Annotated in this window: 8 protein-coding genes and 3 rRNA genes; 6 read left to right on the top strand and 5 right to left on the bottom strand. The window is 66.3% G+C overall.

Going from position 1 to position 18168, the window contains the following annotated elements:
• The first annotated feature begins 71 nt into the window (after positions 1-71).
• On the top strand, positions 72-518 hold the full coding sequence (locus ACQPZZ_RS36935) for a GNAT family N-acetyltransferase (RefSeq protein ID WP_432926771.1): 447 nt from the start codon (positions 72-74) through the stop codon (positions 516-518).
• Here ACQPZZ_RS36935 and ACQPZZ_RS36930 read toward each other — a convergent pair.
• Both ACQPZZ_RS36930 and ACQPZZ_RS36925 read right to left on the bottom strand, forming a co-directional pair.
• Positions 489-2537 (bottom strand): molybdopterin-containing oxidoreductase family protein, encoded by a 2049-nt coding sequence (locus ACQPZZ_RS36930; RefSeq protein ID WP_432926769.1) that lies wholly within the window; start codon positions 2535-2537, stop codon positions 489-491. The genes ACQPZZ_RS36935 and ACQPZZ_RS36930 overlap by 30 nt on opposite strands.
• A 35-nt stretch (positions 2538-2572) precedes the next feature.
• The gene (locus tag ACQPZZ_RS36925; protein ID WP_363647838.1) at positions 2573-3010 is read right to left on the bottom strand and encodes an RpiB/LacA/LacB family sugar-phosphate isomerase; all 438 of its coding nucleotides are present in this window, start codon (positions 3008-3010) and stop codon (positions 2573-2575) included.
• Positions 3011-3059: 49 nt separating this feature from the next.
• On the opposite strand from ACQPZZ_RS36925, the gene ACQPZZ_RS36920 reads away from it, so the two are divergent.
• Positions 3060-5465, top strand: coding sequence for a lysylphosphatidylglycerol synthase transmembrane domain-containing protein (locus tag ACQPZZ_RS36920; protein WP_363647836.1), 2406 nt, complete (start codon positions 3060-3062; stop codon positions 5463-5465).
• 95 nt (positions 5466-5560) lie between these two features.
• Here the strand turns inward: ACQPZZ_RS36920 and mgrA are convergent, their stop codons facing one another.
• Both mgrA and ACQPZZ_RS36910 read right to left on the bottom strand, forming a co-directional pair.
• Positions 5561-6586, bottom strand: coding sequence for an L-glyceraldehyde 3-phosphate reductase (mgrA, locus tag ACQPZZ_RS36915; RefSeq protein WP_363647834.1), 1026 nt, complete (start codon positions 6584-6586; stop codon positions 5561-5563).
• Positions 6583-8628, bottom strand: coding sequence for a S9 family peptidase (locus tag ACQPZZ_RS36910; protein ID WP_432934669.1), 2046 nt, complete (start codon positions 8626-8628; stop codon positions 6583-6585). Before ACQPZZ_RS36910 ends, mgrA begins: the two co-directional genes overlap by 4 nt.
• A 698-nt stretch (positions 8629-9326) precedes the next feature.
• Here ACQPZZ_RS36910 and ACQPZZ_RS36905 point away from each other — a divergent pair.
• The 4 genes from ACQPZZ_RS36905 (at position 9327) to ACQPZZ_RS36890 (ending at position 16432) form a co-directional block, all read left to right on the top strand.
• Positions 9327-10847: ribosomal RNA gene (locus tag ACQPZZ_RS36905) — 16S ribosomal RNA — on the top strand.
• Between the two features lie 454 nt (positions 10848-11301).
• Positions 11302-14406 (top strand): 23S ribosomal RNA (locus ACQPZZ_RS36900).
• Positions 14407-14482: 76 nt separating this feature from the next.
• A 5S ribosomal RNA gene (rrf, locus tag ACQPZZ_RS36895) occupies positions 14483-14599 on the top strand.
• Together the 16S, 23S and 5S rRNA genes form the textbook arrangement of a ribosomal RNA operon.
• Positions 14600-16048: 1449 nt before the next feature.
• Complete coding sequence (locus ACQPZZ_RS36890) at positions 16049-16432, top strand: cell division protein SepF (protein ID WP_432926766.1); 384 nt, start codon at positions 16049-16051, stop codon at positions 16430-16432.
• 279 nt (positions 16433-16711) lie between these two features.
• Here the strand turns inward: ACQPZZ_RS36890 and ACQPZZ_RS36885 are convergent, their stop codons facing one another.
• Positions 16712-18025 carry a hypothetical protein gene (locus ACQPZZ_RS36885; RefSeq protein WP_432934667.1) on the bottom strand — a complete coding sequence of 438 codons (1314 nt, stop codon included), beginning with the start codon at positions 18023-18025 and terminating at the stop codon, positions 16712-16714.
• Positions 18026-18168 lie beyond the last annotated feature (143 nt).

The following is an 18168-nucleotide window of genomic DNA, read 5'->3' as shown; positions in this document are numbered from 1 at the left end:
ACGCCACCCGGTCAGGGAGTCCTCCCGCTGCCGTCGCCGGGCGAGGGGCCATTCACCATAGGCTCCCCGGCATGGATCTCGAGTTTCGTACGGCTCGGCGCGAGGACGTCCCCGTCATCGTCGGCCTCATCAACGACGACCCGATCTCCGCCGCCAGATCGTCCTCGCGCGAGCCGGACTACTACGCCGCCTTCGAGGCCGTCGACGCCGACCCGCGCAACGAGCTGATCGTCGTGGAGGCGGACGGCGAGGTCGTCGGCACGATACAGCTCACCTACATCCCCGGGCTGTCCCGGAAGGGAGGCGAGCGCGCGCAGATCGAGGCGGTCAGGGTCGCCGTGCCCCACCGCAACCGGGGGATCGGCCGGGAGATGATGCGGTGGGCCGTCGAGCGGGCCAGGGAACGCGGCTGCGCGCTGGCGCAGCTCACCTCCGACAAGGCCCGCACCGAGGCCCACCGCTTCTACGGCGCGCTGGGCTTCACGGCCTCACACGAGGGGTTCAAGCTCGGCTTGTGACAGCGGGGCGACGTCGACGAAGTTGTCGTGGTAGACCGCGCCCCGGCCCATGTCGGCGTCCCTCTCGTCCACGAGCGCGTTGGGGTTCGCGCCGGCCGACAGCTTGGGCCAGTGGCCCTTCGGCGCCGCCACCACCCCCGGCGCCACCCGGTCGCTGACCTCGACGTACGCCCGGAACTCGCCGTTGCCGTTGAAGACCCGGGCGGCCTGCCCGTCCACGAGTCCGCGCGAAGCGGCGTCCGCCGGGTTGACCAGCACCCGCGGCCCCTTCGACCGCTTGCGCAGCTCCGGGTTGTTGGCGAACTGCGTGTTCAGGAACGTGTGCGCGGCCGGCGTGATCATGACGAGCGGGTGCGGCCGGTCGGCGGGAGCCGTACGGGCCGTGAGCGAGGGGACGTAGCCGGCGACACGCGGCAGCCCGTCGGCCTCCGCCCTCTCGGAGGCGAACTCCAGGCGTCCGCTCGGCGTCGGGAAGCCCTCCGTGAACGGCACGAACGGGTCGGCCACCCGCAGGCGGGCCCAGCCCTGCTTGCGGATCTCCTCCACGGTGATCCCCACCTGGGCGAGCGTCTGCTCGGCCAGTTCGAGATCGGTGTCGTACAGGGACGGCGCGGTCAGCCCCATCAGCCGGGCGAGCCGCCGGAAGGTCTCGGTCGTGGAGAGGCACTCGCCCGGCGGCTCGACGGCGGGCTCGTTCCACACCATGTACATGTGCCCGTAGCCGTGGTGCACGTCCAGGTGCTCGATCTGCATGGTCGCGGGCAGCACGTAGTCGGCGTAGTCGACGGTGTCGGTCGGGAACTGCTCCATCACCACCGTGAACAGGTCCTCGCGCGCCAGCGCCGCCCTGATCCGGTTCTGGTCGGACGTCGAGCCCAGCGGGTTGGCCGCGTAGACCCACAGGCACTTGACCGACTCGTCCAGCCCGTCGGCCAGCCGGGTCATCGTGAGCGTGCGCACGGGGTGAGGGAGCAGGTCGTCGCGCGGATCGGGACCGGTGGGCGCGTAGGCCGAGGTGGAGTAGGCCACGCCGCCGCCGGGGTGCCGCCAGTCGCCGGTGACGCCGGGAATGCAGGCGATCATCCGCATCGCCGAGCCGCCGCCCGCGTGCCGCTGGATGCCCATCGTGGCCCGGATGCCGGTCGGCCGGGTGTGCGCGAGCCGTACGCCGAGGGCGCGGATGCGCTCCTCGGGCAGGCCGGTGATCTCCGCCACCAGCGCCGGGGGGTGCCTGCGGATCTCGGCCTCGAACTCGTCCCAGCCGGTCGTGTGCTCCTCGATGTACGCGCGGTCCTCGGCGCCCTCCTCAAGCACGACGTGCAGCAGACCGAGGGCGAGCGCGGCGTCGGTGCCCGGCCGGATCGGCAGGTGCTCGTCCGCCTGGTCGGCCGTACGCGTGCGGATGGGGTCGATCGCCACGACGTACGCCCCGGCGGCGCGGGCGTCCTGGACGAACTTCCACAGGTGGTGGCCGCTGGTCAGCGTGTTGGTGCCCCACAGCAGGATGAGCCGCGACAGGGCGAACGTCTCGGGGTCCATGCCGCCGGGGGTCCCGTTGACGTACCGCAGCCCGTCGTTCCCGGCACGGGCGCAGATGTTGAGGTCGTGACGGGACGCGCCGAGGGCGTTCCAGAACCGCCGCCCCGCATTGCCCGACTCGCCCTGGACGTACCCGAGCGTCCCGGTGCCCTGGTAGGGCCAGATCGCCTCGCCGCCGTGCTCCTCGACGATCGACGTCAGCTTGGCGGCGATCTCCGACAGCGCCTGGTCCAGGCTGATCCGCTCGAAGCGGCCCGCTCCCTTCGGCCCCACCCTCTTCAACGGGTGCAGGATGCGGTCGGCCGAGCGGACCTGCTCCAGGTAGCGATTGACCTTCACGCACAAAGCCCCGCGCGTGTAGGGGTGGTCGCGGTTGCCGCGCAGTCCGACGGCCTCGCCGTCGCGGACGGTGACGACCCAGGAGCAGGTGTCCGGGCAGTCGAGCGGGCAGGCGCCCAGAACGGGAAGAGGCGTGCTCATGCCATCGACGGTAACAACCCGGCCGGCGGCCGGCATCACCTGATCTCCCGCAGGTACGCGATGTTCGCGGCGTCCTCGGGATCGGCGCTGGGCGCCCCGGCGAACCAGGCGTCCAGGATCTCCGTCAGAATCTGCGGGGAGGTGAGGCGGAGACTGAGCGCGAGCACGTTGGCGTCGTTCCATTTGCGGGCGCCGGCGGCGGTGGCGGCGTCGGCGCACAGCGCCGCCCGCACGCCCGCCACCTTGTTGGCCGCCATGGACGCGCCGGTTCCGGTCCAGCAGCAGACCACGGCCTGGTCCGATCGGCCCTCCGCGACGTCTCTCGCCGCGGTGGAACAGCACCACGCCCAATCGGCCCGATCGCCGGGGGCCAGCGCTCCATAGAGTGTGACTGAATGGCCGCGCCGTTCCACCTCGGCCGCAAGCACCGACGCGATTCCGTCGAGGCTGTCCGAGGCCAGGGATATACGCATGCCGTCAATTGTGGACACCGAGTGCGAAGATCGCACAGAATCGCTGGTGGTGAGAGGCATCAAGGAGCAGGACATAACGCTGGACACTCCTGGCCGGGGAGCTGTCCTCGTCGTCGAGCCTCTGCTGCCGCAGCGGATCCGCCGTCCTTCCGACGCACTGCGGTTCCTGCTCACGCTGCTGGCCCTCGGCGCCGTCGTACTGATGGCTCTGGCCCTGCAACGCACGTTGAACGGCCTGGAGACCGACGTCCAGGCGGGCACCGGCCGCGCCCCCGAGGTGCTGTCGGCCGCCGCCGGGCTGCTGGGCGGCGTCGCCGTGCTCATCGTCCCGGTCGCGTTCGCCGTCGAGCGGGTCTTCCACCGCGACGGCATGCGCGTCACCCAGGGACTGATCGCCGCGATCCTCGCCCTGCTCGTGTCGTACGCGCTGGACGAGTGGCTGGTCCAGGCGGGCCCGGCCGATCTGGTGCAGCTGCTCACCGGTGGCAGGGACGTCGAGCCGCTCAACACCGTGCTCACCCCCGCCATCGCGTACGCCACGGCAGTGCGGATGAGCCGGCGCCCGCACTGGCGGGCGCTCATGTGGGTCGCGCTGGCCCTCGACGTCTTCGCGCTCTTCACCGCCACCAAGGTCACCGCCCTCGGCGTGATCCTCACGTACGTCGTGGGTCTCGCCGTCGGGTTCGGCACGCTCTACGGCATCGGCAGCGCGAACACCAGGCCGCCCGGCAGCGCCGTGCTGGCCGCGCTCCGCAGGCTCGGCTTCACGCCGGTCACCGCCAGGCGAGTGGAGGACGACAGCTCGGGCAGCCGCCGCTACCTGGTAGGCCTCGACGGCGACCGGCGGATCGACGTGACCGTGCTCGACCGGGACCGGCAGGTGGCCGGCGTCCTCTACCGGCTGTGGCGGCGCTTCCTGCTCAACAGCGAGACCCGCCGCAGGGCCATCCGCTCGCTGCGCGCCGAGCTGGAGCGCGAGGCCCTGATGGCGTACGCGGCGCAGGCCGCCGGGGTGCGCCTGCCGCGCCTGCTCGGCACGAGCGAGGTCGGCACCGAGGCCGCGCTGCTCGCCTACGAGCACGTGGACACCCGGCCGGTGAGCGAGCTGCGCGACGAGGACTTCGACGACGAGCTGCTCGCGCGGATGTGGGAGCAGGTCCGGTTGCTGCACGCGCACCGCCTGGCCCACCGGCACCTCACCGGCGAGAGCATCCACGTCGACGCTCACCGGAACGTCTACCTCGTGGACGCCCGCAGCGGCGAGATCGCGGCCGGCGACCTGCTGCTGCGGCTCGACATCGCCCAGCTCCTCGCCTACCTCGGCACGCGGGTGGGAGCCGAGCGTTCCGTCGCGTCGGCGGCGAAGGTGCTGGGGGAGGACACACTGGCCGGGGCGATGCCGCTGCTCCAGCGGATCGCGCTGAGCCGGGAGACCCGGACGGCCGCCCGCCGGGACAGGAAGCTCCTGCCCGCCATCCGCGAGCAGATCGCCGCGCTGAAGCCGCAGGCCGAGGTCCGGGAGGTGCGGCTCGAGCGGTTCCGCCCCCGCACGCTGGTGACGATCATCGTCAGCGCGCTCGGCGCCTATCTCCTGCTGACCCAGCTCAGCCGGGTCAACCTGATCACCGTGCTCACCACGGCCAACTGGGCGTGGAGCGGCGTCGCGCTGATCGCCGGCGCCCTCAGCTACGTCGCGGCGGCGATCATGCTGCGCGGGTTCGTGCCCGAGCCGCTGCCCCTCGGCCGTACGGTCCTGGCCCAGCTCGCCGCGTCGTTCGTGAAGCTGGTCGCGCCCGCCGCCGTCGGCGGCGTCGCGCTCAACACCCGCTACCTGCAGAAACGAGGCGTCCCGCCGGGCGCGGCGGTGACCAGCGTGGGGGCATCGCAGCTCATCGGCCTGGCCATGCACATCATGCTGCTGCTGTTGTTCGGCTACCTCACCGGAACACAGGCCGCGCCGTCCCTCACCCCGTCTCGGGGCCTGCTCGTCGTGCTGCTCGGCGTCGCGGTGCTCTTCCTGATCGTGCTCGCCGTACGGCCGCTGCGCCGCGTGCTGACCACCCGCCTGCGTGCGATGTTCTCGGGGGTGATCCCCCGGCTGCTCGACGTGGTGCAGTCGCCCAAGAAGGTTCTCGAGGCGGTGGGCGGGACCCTGCTGCTCACCCTCAGCTTCGTGATCTGCCTGGAGGCCTGCGTGCAGGCCTTCGGCGGCAAGGCCAGCTTCACGGCGGTGGCGGTGGTGTTCCTGGCCGGAAACGCGATCGGCTCGGCCGCTCCGACACCCGGCGGGCTGGGCGCGGTGGAGTACGCCCTGTCCCTCGGCCTGCAGGTCGCCGGCGTGCCGGGCCCCATCGCCACCTCGGCCGTGCTGCTGTTCCGCCTGATGACGTTCTGGCTCCCCGTCCTGCCCGGCTGGGCCTCCTTCGCCTACCTCCAGCGTCAGAACGCCCTCTGAACCGTTCGCCGGCCGGCATCGCCGTCCTGCGGGAGAGGCGTGGTCACGAGCCGCGGCGCAGGCGCGCCGGCCGGGGCGCCGCGGCTCGTGGACGCTCAATGCGCGCTGGAAGCGGCCCAGAGGTTGATGCCGCACTCGACGGCGTCCTTGTCGATCGCGGCCAGCTCGTCCTCGGTGAAGTCGAGCCGGTTGACCGCGTCGAGGCTGTCGTCGAGCTGCTCGACGCTGCTCGCGCCGATCAGCACCGACGTCACCCGCGGGTCGCGCAGCGCCCAGGCCAGGGCCATCTGCGCCAGCGACTGCCCTCGCCGCCCGGCGATCTCGTTGAGCCGCCGGACGTGACGCAGGCTCTCCTCCGTCAGCAGGGACGGATCGAGAGACTTGCCCTGGGCGGCACGCGAGTCCTTCGGGACCCCGTTCAGGTAACGGTCCGTCAGCATGCCCTGCGCCAGCGGAGAGAACGCGATGCAACCGGCGCCCTCCTCCTCCAGCACGTCGAGCAACCCGTTCTCGACCCATCGGTTGAGCATCGAGTAGGAGGGCTGGTGGATGAGCAGCGGCGTGCCCATGTCCCGCAGGATCGCCGCGGCCTCCCGGGTCCGCTCCGGGGAGTAGGACGAGATGCCCGCGTAGAGCGCCTTGCCCGACCGGACCGCGTGGGCGAGCGCCCCCATGGTCTCCTCCAGGGGCGTCTCCGGATCGAAGCGGTGGCTGTAGAAGATGTCGACGTAGTCGAGGCCCATCCGTTTCAGCGACTGGTCGAGGCTCGCGAGCAGGTACTTTCGCGAGCCCCAGTTGCCGTAGGGACCGGGCCACATGTCGTAGCCGGCCTTGGTGGAGATCACCAGCTCGTCGCGGTACCTGGCGAAATCCTGCTGGTAGAGATGCCCGAAGTTGATCTCCGCTGAGCCGTACGGCGGGCCGTAGTTGTTCGCGAGATCGAAGTGGGTGACTCCGCGGTCGAAGGCCCGGCGGAGGATGGCCCGCTGGGTCTCGATCGGCTTGTCGTCGCCGAAGTTGTGCCACAACCCGAGCGACACCGCGGGCAGCCTCAGCCCGCTCCGTCCGGTCCGGTTGTACGGCATGGGCCCATATCGGCCCTCGGCTGCCACATAGCTCACTCGGTCACTCCAACTCGGTCGAGGATCCAGGAGAGCGCGAACGCCTCCTCACGCCAGGCGTCGTAACGGCCGCTGCGGCCCCCGTGGCCGGCGCCCATCTCGGTCTTCAGCAGGAACGGCCCTCCCTGTGCGGTGGTGCGCAGCCGGGCGATCCACTTGGCCGGCTCGTGGTAGAGCACCCGGGTGTCGTTCAGGCTGGTGGTCGCCAGGATCGGCGGGTACGGCCGGCCGTCGACGTTCTCGTAGGGCGAGTAGGTCTTCATGTACGCGTAGACCTCGGGGTCGTGCAGAGGATCGCCCCACTCGTCCCACTCGGTCACCGTGAGCGGCAGCGACGGGTCGAGGATCGTGTTCAGCGCGTCCACGAACGGAACCTCGGCGACGATCCCCGCGAACTCCTCCGGAGCCAGGTTGGCGACCGCGCCCACCAGCAGACCACCGGCCGAGCCGCCTCGGGCGATGATCTTGCCGGACCATCCCGCCGCCTTGAGATGCCGCGCGGACGCCACGAAGTCCGTGAAGCTGTTCTTCTTCCTGGTCAGCTTGCCGTCCTCGTACCACCGGCGGCCCATCTCGCCGCCCCCGCGCACGTGGGCGATCGCGAACACGAACCCCCGGTCGAGCAGTGAGAGCCGGGCCACCGAGAAGTAGGGATCGATGGACGACTCGTAGCTGCCGTAGCCGTAGAGAAGGGTGGGAGCGGGCCGGCTCGTGTCCTTCCGGACCACGATCGAGATCGGGATCCTGGTGCCGTCCGGGGCGGTGGCCCACTCGCGGTGCTGCTCGTAGTCGGCCGGGTCGTAGCCGCCGAGGACCGTCCTCTGCTTGAGCAGGATCAGCTCGCGCGAGCCCAGGTCGTAGTCGTACACCGACGGTGGGGTGATCATGGACGTGTAGCTGAGGCGCAGCCGGTTGGTCTCGAACTCCACGTTGCCGGTCGGCGCGACGTCGTACAGCGGCTCCGGGAACGAGATCTCGTACGGCTCGCCGCCGTCGCCCGGCAGGATTCTGATGCCCGTGAGGCCGTCACGACGGAAGTGCACGCTGACGTGGTCCTTGAACGCGTCCACATCGAGCAGCCTGGTGTCGTCCCTGTGCTCGATGAGTGGAGTCCAGTTGCCCGGATCGTCGATGGGAGCACTGGCGAGCTCGAAGTTCACGGCGCCGTCGTTGTGCAGGACGAGGAAGCGGTCGGCCGCGTGCTCCAACCCGTATTCCACGCCGGTCTGCCGCGGACGCACCACCGTGAACTCGCCGTCCGGGGTGTCCGCGCTCAGGACCCGGACCTCACTCGTGATCTTGCTACCCGAGGTCAGCAGCAGGTAACGCTGGCTGCGGGTCAGGCCGATGCCCACCCAGAAGCGCTCGTCGTCCTCCTCGTAGACGACGACGTCATCGGTGGAGCTGAGCCTGTGGCGGTGGATCCGGTACGGACGCCAGGCCTCGTCCACCGTGGTGTAGAAGAACCTCGTGCCGTCGGCCGACCAGGCGCCGCCGTAGAAGACCCCCGGAATCTCGTCCGGGAGCAGCTCTCCCGTCTCCAGGTCCTTGAAGCGGAGGGTGAAGCGCTCGTCACCGGAGAAGTCGGTCGAGTACGCGAGCTTCGTGCCGTCCGGGCTGAGGGCGCTCGTGCCCATGGAGAAGAACGGGCTGTCTCCGGCGAGCTCGTTGCCGTCCAGAATCACCTGCTCGCCCGGCAGCGAGGTGCCCGGCTCCAGATGCGGCGGGCTGTCGCCGTCGGCGGCCACGCGGCACTGTATGCCGTACTGCTTGCCCTCTTCCGTCCGGGAGTAGTACCACCAGGCGCCCTTCCGGGTGGGCACCGATAGGTCCGTCTCCAGCGTTCTGCCCTTGATCTCCTTGAAGATGGCCTCCTGGAGATCCTGCAGGTGGCCGGTCATGTCCTGGGTGTAGGCGTTCTCCGCCTCCAGGTATGCGATGGTGTCGGGGTCGTCCTTCTTGAGCAGCCACGCGTACTCGTCGATGACGGTGTCACCGTGATGCGTGCGCTTCAGGGGAACCTTCTTCGCTACAGGCGGCATGTCGCTCACCCGCCAAAGTCTATGTTCGGCATCGTTCCGGCCAGGCTCCTCGCTGCCGGCCTGTGGATAACCGGGTTGGAACGCCGTTTCACGCGGCGGGGCCGGGCCTCTGGAGCCGCGGCGGTGACCGGGGAATAGACCCGGAGCCCCCGGCGTTTCTCACGAGTTGGGTCATGGCGGTGCCGGACCCTGGTAATCTTCTGGTGTCGGCGCGGTTCGGCGCACTCCTTCTCGATCACTTCGGTGGTTGTGTTGTGTGTGTGCGGGCTGGTTGCCGGTGCTCCTCTTCTTTGTGGATCTTCTGGTTCGGTGGTTTTGCGCCGGGCTGGGGGGTTCGGGTAAGTTAGAGGGGTTGCCCCGGAAACGGGGTGGTCGAATTCCTGTCGGTCGGCGGGTTTCGGGTCAAATAAGTCCCGGTGGGGCGGATTTGACACGGAAGAGCCGGTCGGGAAGAATTAAGACCAGCAAGACAAAAGAAAAACAAACGGTGAAACGCCCCGGAGTGTGGGACCTTCTTGGAAGGTTTCGGGTGATGGTGGTCGCGTCCGTTTCTTGAGAACTCAACAGTGTGCTAAAAGCCAGTGCATGAATCATGCATGACCCCGTCATAGCGACACTTCGATGTCGGTGACGGATTCCTTTGACGGCATCCTTTCCTTAGCCGGGGGGTGCCGGCCAGAGTGAACTCTTTCAAGCATTGTTTGGAGAGTTTGATCCTGGCTCAGGACGAACGCTGGCGGCGTGCTTAACACATGCAAGTCGAGCGGAAAGGCCCTTCGGGGTACTCGAGCGGCGAACGGGTGAGTAACACGTGAGTAACCTGCCCCTGACTCTGGGATAAGCCTGGGAAACTGGGTCTAATACCGGATACGACCATTTCTCGCATGGGATGGTGGTGGAAAGTTTTTTCGGTTGGGGATGGGCTCGCGGCCTATCAGCTTGTTGGTGGGGTGATGGCCTACCAAGGCGACGACGGGTAGCCGGCCTGAGAGGGCGACCGGCCACACTGGGACTGAGACACGGCCCAGACTCCTACGGGAGGCAGCAGTGGGGAATATTGCGCAATGGGCGGAAGCCTGACGCAGCGACGCCGCGTGGGGGATGACGGCCTTCGGGTTGTAAACCTCTTTCAGCAGGGACGAAGTTGACGTGTACCTGTAGAAGAAGCGCCGGCTAACTACGTGCCAGCAGCCGCGGTAATACGTAGGGCGCAAGCGTTGTCCGGAATTATTGGGCGTAAAGAGCTCGTAGGTGGCTTGTCGCGTCTGCCGTGAAAGCCCGTGGCTTAACTACGGGTCTGCGGTGGATACGGGCAGGCTAGAGGCTGGTAGGGGCAAGCGGAATTCCTGGTGTAGCGGTGAAATGCGCAGATATCAGGAGGAACACCGGTGGCGAAGGCGGCTTGCTGGGCCAGTTCTGACGCTGAGGAGCGAAAGCGTGGGGAGCGAACAGGATTAGATACCCTGGTAGTCCACGCTGTAAACGTTGGGCGCTAGGTGTGGGGGTCTTCCACGACTTCTGTGCCGTAGCTAACGCATTAAGCGCCCCGCCTGGGGAGTACGGCCGCAAGGCTAAAACTCAAAGGAATTGACGGGGGCCCGCACAAGCGGCGGAGCATGTTGCTTAATTCGACGCAACGCGAAGAACCTTACCAAGGTTTGACATACACCGGAAACACTCAGAGATGGGTGCCTCCTTTGGACTGGTGTACAGGTGGTGCATGGCTGTCGTCAGCTCGTGTCGTGAGATGTTGGGTTAAGTCCCGCAACGAGCGCAACCCTTGTTCCATGTTGCCAGCACGCCCTTTGGGGTGGTGGGGACTCATGGGAGACTGCCGGGGTCAACTCGGAGGAAGGTGGGGATGACGTCAAGTCATCATGCCCCTTATGTCTTGGGCTGCAAACATGCTACAATGGTCGGTACAGAGGGTTGCGATACCGTGAGGTGGAGCGAATCCCTAAAAGCCGGTCTCAGTTCGGATTGGGGTCTGCAACTCGACCCCATGAAGTCGGAGTCGCTAGTAATCGCAGATCAGCAACGCTGCGGTGAATACGTTCCCGGGCCTTGTACACACCGCCCGTCACGTCACGAAAGTCGGCAACACCCGAAGCCCGTGGCCCAACCACTTGTGGGGGGAGCGGTCGAAGGTGGGGCTGGCGATTGGGACGAAGTCGTAACAAGGTAGCCGTACCGGAAGGTGCGGCTGGATCACCTCCTTTCTAAGGAGCACTCGGCCGGCCCTGTTGGCTCACTCCGGTTTCGGTGGTGGGTGTGGGGTTTGGTCCATGCCGGGTTCAGGGGCGAATGTTCCCTGCCTGGTGCGCTCATTAGTGGAGCACTGGTTATTCAGCTGGTTGTGGTTGCCGGATCGGTGAGTACCGCCGTGGTCGTGTCTGTTTGGGGCAGGGTCGCGGAGTGGGAAAGCGGGTTCTGGGGGCCGGGGCTGGTTGGGCACACTGTTGGGTCCTGAGGGAACGGACCGTTACCTGCCGCTTAGCGGTGGGTGGTTCGTTGTCTCCAGGGCTGGTCTCCTGCCATACCGGCTGGGGTCCTTTGGTCGTGAGTCTGCCGTGAGGTGGGTTTGCGGGTGGAGGGTTCGGGTGTTTGGTGGTGGGGTGGGCTGGTTGTCTGGTTGTTGTTTGTGAATTGCATAGTGGACGCGAGCATCTTTGTGGCCAAGTTGTTTAGGGCACACGGTGGATGCCTTGGCATCAGGAGCCGATGAAGGACGTGGGAGGCTGCGTTAAGCCTCGGGGAGTCGCCAACCAGACGTTGATCCGGGGATGTCCGAATGGGGAAACCTAGCACCAGTCATGTGGTGTTGCCTCCGCCTGAATGTATAGGGCGGTTGGTGGTAACGCGGGGAAGTGAAACATCTCAGTACCCGTAGGAGAAGAAAACAAATAGTGATTCCGTGAGTAGTGGTGAGCGAAAGCGGAGGAGGCTAAACCGTGCGCGTGTGATAGCCGGCGGGCGTTGCGTGTGCGGGGTTGTGGGACCTTCCGGGGGAGACCGCCGTCTCTTCAGGCAGTGAGAAATCGGTGGGGTAGTCGAACGCTCTGGGAAGGGCGGCCGTAGACCGTGATAGCCGGGTAGGCGAAATCTTGCCGACTGCTGGGAGTGTTCCCGAGTAGCACGGGGCTCGAGGAATCCTGTGTGAATCTGCCAGGACCACCTGGTAAGCCTAAATACTTCCTGATGACCGATAGTGAACGAGTACCGTGAGGGAAAGGTGAAAAGCGCCCCGGTGAGGGGTCGTGAAATAGTACCTGAAACCGTGTGCCTACAAGCCGTAGGAGCGTAAACAAGCTTGCTTGTTTGTGATGTGACTGCGTGCCTTTTGAAGAATGAGCCTGCGAGTTATGGTGTGTGGCGAGGTTAACCCGTGTGGGGGAGCCGTAGCGAAAGCGAGTCTGAATAGGGCGCCTGGAGTCGCATGCTGTAGACCCGAAGCGGGGTGATCTACGCATGGGCAGGTTGAAGCGTGGGTAAGACTGCGTGGAGGACCGAACCCACCAGGGTTGAAAACCTGGGGGATGACCTGTGTGTAGGGGTGAAAGGCCAATCAAACTCCGTGATAGCTGGTTCTCCCCGAAATGCATTTAGGTGCAGCGTTACGTGTTGCTTGCCGGAGGTAGGGCTCTGGATGGCTGATGGGCCCGACAAGGTTACTGACGTCAGCCAAACTTCGAATGCCGGTAAGTTGAGCGTGGCAGTGAGACTGCGGGGGATAAGCTCCGTGGTCGAGAGGGAAACAGCCCAGATCACCGACTAAGGCCCCTAAGCGTGTGCTAAGTGGGAAAGGATGTGGAGTCGCAGTGACAACCAGGAGGTTGGCTTAGAAGCAGCCACCCTTGAAAGAGTGCGTAATAGCTCACTGGTCAAGTGATTCTGCGCCGACAATGTAGCGGGGCTCAAGTACACCGCCGAAGTCGTGGCACTACCAGTTCTGCTGGTGGTGGGTAGGGGAGCGTCGTGCGAGCCGGTGAAGCCGCCGAGTGATCGTGTGGTGGAGGTCGTGCGAGTGAGAATGCAGGCATGAGTAGCGAGTCAGAAGTGAGAATCTTCTGCGCCGGATGACCAAGGGTTCCTGGGGCAGGTTCGTCCGCCCAGGGTAAGTCGGGACCTAAGGCGAGGCCGACAGGCGTAGTCGATGGACAACGGGTTGATATTCCCGTACCCGCTGTGATGCGCCCATATCGAATCCAGTGATACTAAGGGTCCTTAGCCCGGTTGGCTCTTCGGAGCCGGCGTCAGGGTGAACGCCTGGCCTGATCTGGTAGTAGGTAAGCGATGGGGTGACGCAGGAAGGTAGCCCAGCCCGGGCGGTGGTTGTCCCGGGGTAAGCATGTAGGGCGAGAGATAGGCAAATCCGTCTCTCATTAAGCCTGAGGTGTGATGCCGAGCCGATTGTGGCGAAGTGGGTGATCCTATGCTGCCGAGAAAAGCCTCTAGTGAGTGTCGCGGCGGCCCGTACCCGAAACCGACTCAGGTGGTCAGGTAGAGAATACCAAGGCGGTCGGGTGAACTGTGGTTAAGGAACTCGGCAAATTGCCCCCGTAACTTCGGGAGAAGGGGGACCTTTACTGGTGATGAGACTTGCTCTTTGAGCTGGTGGGGGTCGCAGTGGCCAGGGGGAAGCGACTGTTTACTAAAAACACAGGTCCGTGCGAAGTCGTAAGACGATGTATACGGACTGACGCCTGCCCGGTGCCGGAACGTTAAGGGGACCGCTTAGCACTCTTCGGGGTGCGAAGGTGAGAACTTAAGCGCCGGTAAACGGCGGTGGTAACTATAACCATCCTAAGGTAGCGAAATTCCTTGTCGGGTAAGTTCCGACCTGCACGAATGGCGTAACGACTTCCCCGCTGTCTCAACCACAGGCCCGGTGAAATTGCAGTACGAGTAAAGATGCTCGTTTCGCGCAGCAGGACGGAAAGACCCCGGGACCTTCACTACAGCTTGACATTGGCGTTTGGAGCGTCTTGTGTAGGATAGGTGGGAGACTGGGAAGCTCTGACGCTAGTCAGGGTGGAGTCATTGGTGAAATACCACTCTGGTCGTTTTGGACGTCTAACCCGCGCCCGTGTATCCGGGTGGGGGACAGTGTCTGGTGGGTAGTTTAACTGGGGCGGTTGCCTCCTAAAAGGTAACGGAGGCGCCCAAAGGTTCCCTCAGCCTGGTTGGCAATCAGGTGTCGAGTGTAAGTGCACAAGGGAGCTTGACTGTGAGACTGACGGGTCGAGCAGGAGCGAAAGCTGGGACTAGTGATCCGGCATCGGCGTGTGGAAGCGGTGTCGCTCAACGGCTAAAAGGTACCCCGGGGATAACAGGCTGATCTTCCCCAAGAGTCCATATCGACGGGATGGTTTGGCACCTCGATGTCGGCTCGTCGCATCCTGGGGCTGGAGTAGGTCCCAAGGGTTGGGCTGTTCGCCCATTAAAGCGGTACGCGAGCTGGGTTTAGAACGTCGCGAGACAGTTCGGTCCCTATCCGCTGCGCGCGCAGGAGACTTGCGAGGGGCTGTCCCTAGTACGAGAGGACCGGGACGGACGAACCTCTGGTGTGCCAGTTGTTCCGCCAGGAGCACGGCTGGTTGGCTACGTTCGGTAGGGATAACCGCTGAAAGCATCTAAGCGGGAAGCTCGCCTCAAGATGAGGTCTCCCACCACGAGAGTGGGTAAGGCCCCCTAGAGATGATGGGGTTGATAGGCCGGAAGTGGAAGCGCAGTAATGTGTGGAGCTGACCGGTACTAATAGGCCGAGGACTTGACCATATTATGCTCGCGTTCACTATGTGATCTCAGAGACAGCAACCGCTTGTAGTTGAGTTGGTTGTGTGTTTCATGGGGTTACGGCGGTTATAGCGGCAGGGAAACACCCGGTTACATTCCGAACCCGGAAGTTAAGCCTGTCAGCGCCGATGGTACTGCACCGGGGACGGTGTGGGAGAGTAGGACGCCGCCGGACAATCTTTGATGGAAGGGCCATCCCGTGTGGGATGGCCCTTTCGCGTTTTCCGGGGTCTCCCCCGGGTTTGTCTGACCCACCCGGATGGGCTCGCGCAGGGGCGCTGCGGTCGGTGACGTGGTGATCGTGCCCCGGCGCCGTGGTTGGCCTGGGCGTCGTGTATTCAGGAGCCGGCTTCACGCTGACGGTGTGGCCCCGCCGCTGAGGTGGCGCGAGCGGGCGACCGGGAGGAGCGGAGCGGGCGGGAGGGAGGACCGCAGCGAAGGCCCAGCGAAGCGGGCTTCGCGAGGACCGGAGCTTCCGGCCGGCGCAGTGACGTCCAACGCTTCATATAGGAGCGACCCCTGGGGAGGGGGACAGACGTCGCCGGACTCCGGCATAGTGACGCCTCAGCCACTCCCCACAGCAACAAGTCTCCGCGGCATTCCACACTCCGACGCAGTGACACCTCAGCCACTCCATGCGGAAACCCGTCTCACCAGGCAGCGCGCACTCCGGTGCAGGGCGGCTCAAAGACCCGGCGGGGGCATTGCAGGGGCGGCTCTGAGATCCCCTGCGAGGGCATTGCGCCGAGAGACACTTCGTGATGTCCCGCACCCTGCTCGGGGCCGCACCTGCCCGGGATCGCGCTCTGCCCGGGACCGCGCCTGATCGTGGCCGTGTCGGCCTGTGAGGCGCGTCGCCGTATGCGATTGTCCCCGATAGGGCCGCCGAGAAATATCGGCCGCCTCAGAACCTCTCAGCCTCGCCGTGCATCTAATTGTGTGGTGGTGGCAGCGTCTCGGCAGTCCCAGGGGTTCCGGCAGGGGCCTGGTCATGGTGGCCGACGAGATCGGCCACCATCACCGCCCGCGGCTGCGGGGACGAGAGCACGATGACAGACCCTGGTTGACCCGAGGATGGAAAGGGATTTCTCTGGCGCGCCTCTCTATTCGTGGCGCAGTGCGGTTCCGTTCCGGCGGGAGACCATGGGAGAACTGTGCGGAGGGTCGTTGTGAGCATGGTGATCAACAACTCCAACACTATCGAACCTGTTTTCGAAACGCCATTTCGAGGTGTCCTCACGGCCAAATTCGATCTTGTTTGGCGCGTCCGGGAATCGCGCTTACCGACACCCTCGTGCCTGGACGATCGAGGCCTCTATCAGCAAGATCGCGATTTGGGAACCCGTGATCGGCGGCGCCCGTTGTGATCTACTGAAGGTGTGCCGTCGATCGAGACGACTGTGAGAAATGTTTGCGAAGGGTTCCATGGGGTAGACGGGTTTGCGAGTTACCCTGGAAGGGCTGACGGAATTGACGATGAAGACTTACGTGCCCGGCCTCCGCATTATCCAGCCAACAACATCAAAACGGCCGAGCGCGTCGGCGGGGGTTCGCTGAATCGTCGATGAGGGTCCCGTGTGTCGGGACGAGCCCGGAAAAGGACAAGCCGGAAAAGGACGAACCGATGGGGGCTGTGCGCAAGGTGGCGAGCTACCTTGGCCTGGGTGGGGCAGAGCAGTACGACGACGAGGCCTACGTCGAGGACGAGTACGAGGACGACTGGATGCCGGCGGCCGAGCGTGCTGCCAAGCGCTGGCACCCCAACGCCGACCCGGCCCGGATTGTCATGATCCGCCCGCAGAAGTATGACGACGCCCTGACGATCGGCCGGCACTTCCGCGAGGGCCATACTGTGGTCATGGACGTGGCGAGCATGTCGACCGCGGAGGCCACACGAATGGTGGACTTCGCCGCGGGCTTGGCCTACGGCTGTGAGGGACGTATCGAGCGGATCGCGGACAAGGTCTTCCTGATCACTCCGGCGACGGTGGAGGTCTCCAGCGCCTGAGCCGACCCGTCCGAGTCCTCGTCCCTGTCTGAGCCGTGTGCCCGCCGCCCTTCCGGTCGGCGGGCACAACCGTTCGAGGCGCCCGACGCGTCGGCGCACGCGCCTGTCGTCTGGGCGCTCGTGACCCTGCCGACGCAACGCGCCGGTTCCGCCTACGCAACCTGCCGGTTCTGCCACGCAGCCTGCCGGTCCTCCCTGCGCAACCCGCCGGTCCTCCCTGGGCTGCCTGCGCAACCCGCCGGTTCTTCCGGTCCTCCCTGCGCAGCCCGCCGGTCCTGCCTACGCAGCCCGCGGGCCTCGGCGCAGGAGTGTGGACACCTCCGCCAGGTCCTTGGCGGCGGTGGAGGCGCGATCCTCGGATTCCCTGGCGTACTCGTGGAGGGCCCAGACGGCCTTGTCGGCGAGGTCGGTGAGCTTGCCGGCCCGTGTCTGGACGTACCGGACGTCCGAGTGTTCCCGGACGCGGTGCCGCCACAGCACGTGCCCGCCCGCGGCGGCGACCATCAGGCCGACGAGGACGAGCGGCAGCGAGACCACGAGCCCGGCGGCGATGACGGCGACGGCGAGGACCAGAAGGACGTATCCGGGCCAGGGCCGGGCACGCTTCGGCACGCTCTCGGTCACGAGCAGCTGCTCGGCCGCCGCCATCGACTCCTGGTCGGGGCCCTCGGGCCGGAGTTTGATCGGATAGCCGAGGATCGGCACGTCCAGGGTGTCGGGCGGCGGTTCGCGCACCACCTCGACGAGGGACTCGGCCGCGGTCCGAATCGCAGGCGCCGCCACGTGCAGGGCGAGCGCCGCCATATGGGGGTCGGCGTCGGGACGCAGGTCCTGCAGCAGATGCCCGGTGAGCGAGCTCAGCGGCCCCTCCTGCCCGCCCTGGCCTGCCAGGGCACGAAGCACGGCCAGCGGCTCGTCCTCGGCCCACACGGTGCCGCGTACGACCTTGGTGACCTCGCCTGCCTGCCGCGTAGAGGTGATCTCGACGCAGCGCTCGCGCAGGCGGCGCAGGGTGACCGACGCCCTCAGCGACCGCTCGATCTCGGAGACCTTCGCCAGCTCGGGAAACGCCTCGAGGGAGGTGGGCACGGATATTTCCGGCAGACCGGGCACGAGGGCCTTCAGCCATCGGTCGTCATCGGCCGGCACGTTCACCGCGTCCAGCTTGCGCAGCACGAAGATCTTGCCGACCGGTCCGTAGGCCCCGCGGGCGGCGGCGAGCCACAGCGCCCGCTGGCCGGGGGTCACCGGGTGCTCCTCGGACAGGTCGCCGAAGGCGGTGCCCAGCCAGGAGGCGTGGATCCGGTCGCCATGGCCGCAAACGGCGAGGGCCAGGCACAGGAACACGGCGGTGCGCCGCTCGTCCAGCTCGTTGGCCAGAGCCAGCGGCTCCAGGGCGTCCTTGCCGGACATGATGAGGACGAGGGCCTCGACGGCGGGCCCCAGCCAGTAGCCGGGGACGTCGGTGATCCCCGGCGGCAGGTCGGGTGTGGTCCCGTCGGCCGCCAGGCTGACGATCAGCGCCTCGGCGTAGCGGTGCAGCTCCGTGGCCTCGGCCAGGTTTCCAGGGTCCGGACTCGTGGTCAGGTCCATGCTCACGCGGAACGCTCCCCGAGGGGTCGGCTGGCACTCCCTTGACCGCGCCAGACTAGACGCTTGGTGCGACAGTCATGGGCGAGGCGCGCCGTGGACGCGCCTGACCGGGGGGAACCGTGGGGCCGGGCCGCCCTGGAGCG

This window comes from Microbispora sp. CA-135349 (genome assembly GCF_050947365.1).
GTDB lineage: Bacteria > Actinomycetota > Actinomycetes > Streptosporangiales > Streptosporangiaceae > Microbispora.
The sequence above is the reverse complement of the archived record's forward strand: the minus strand, read 5'-3'. Positions and strand labels throughout refer to the sequence as shown.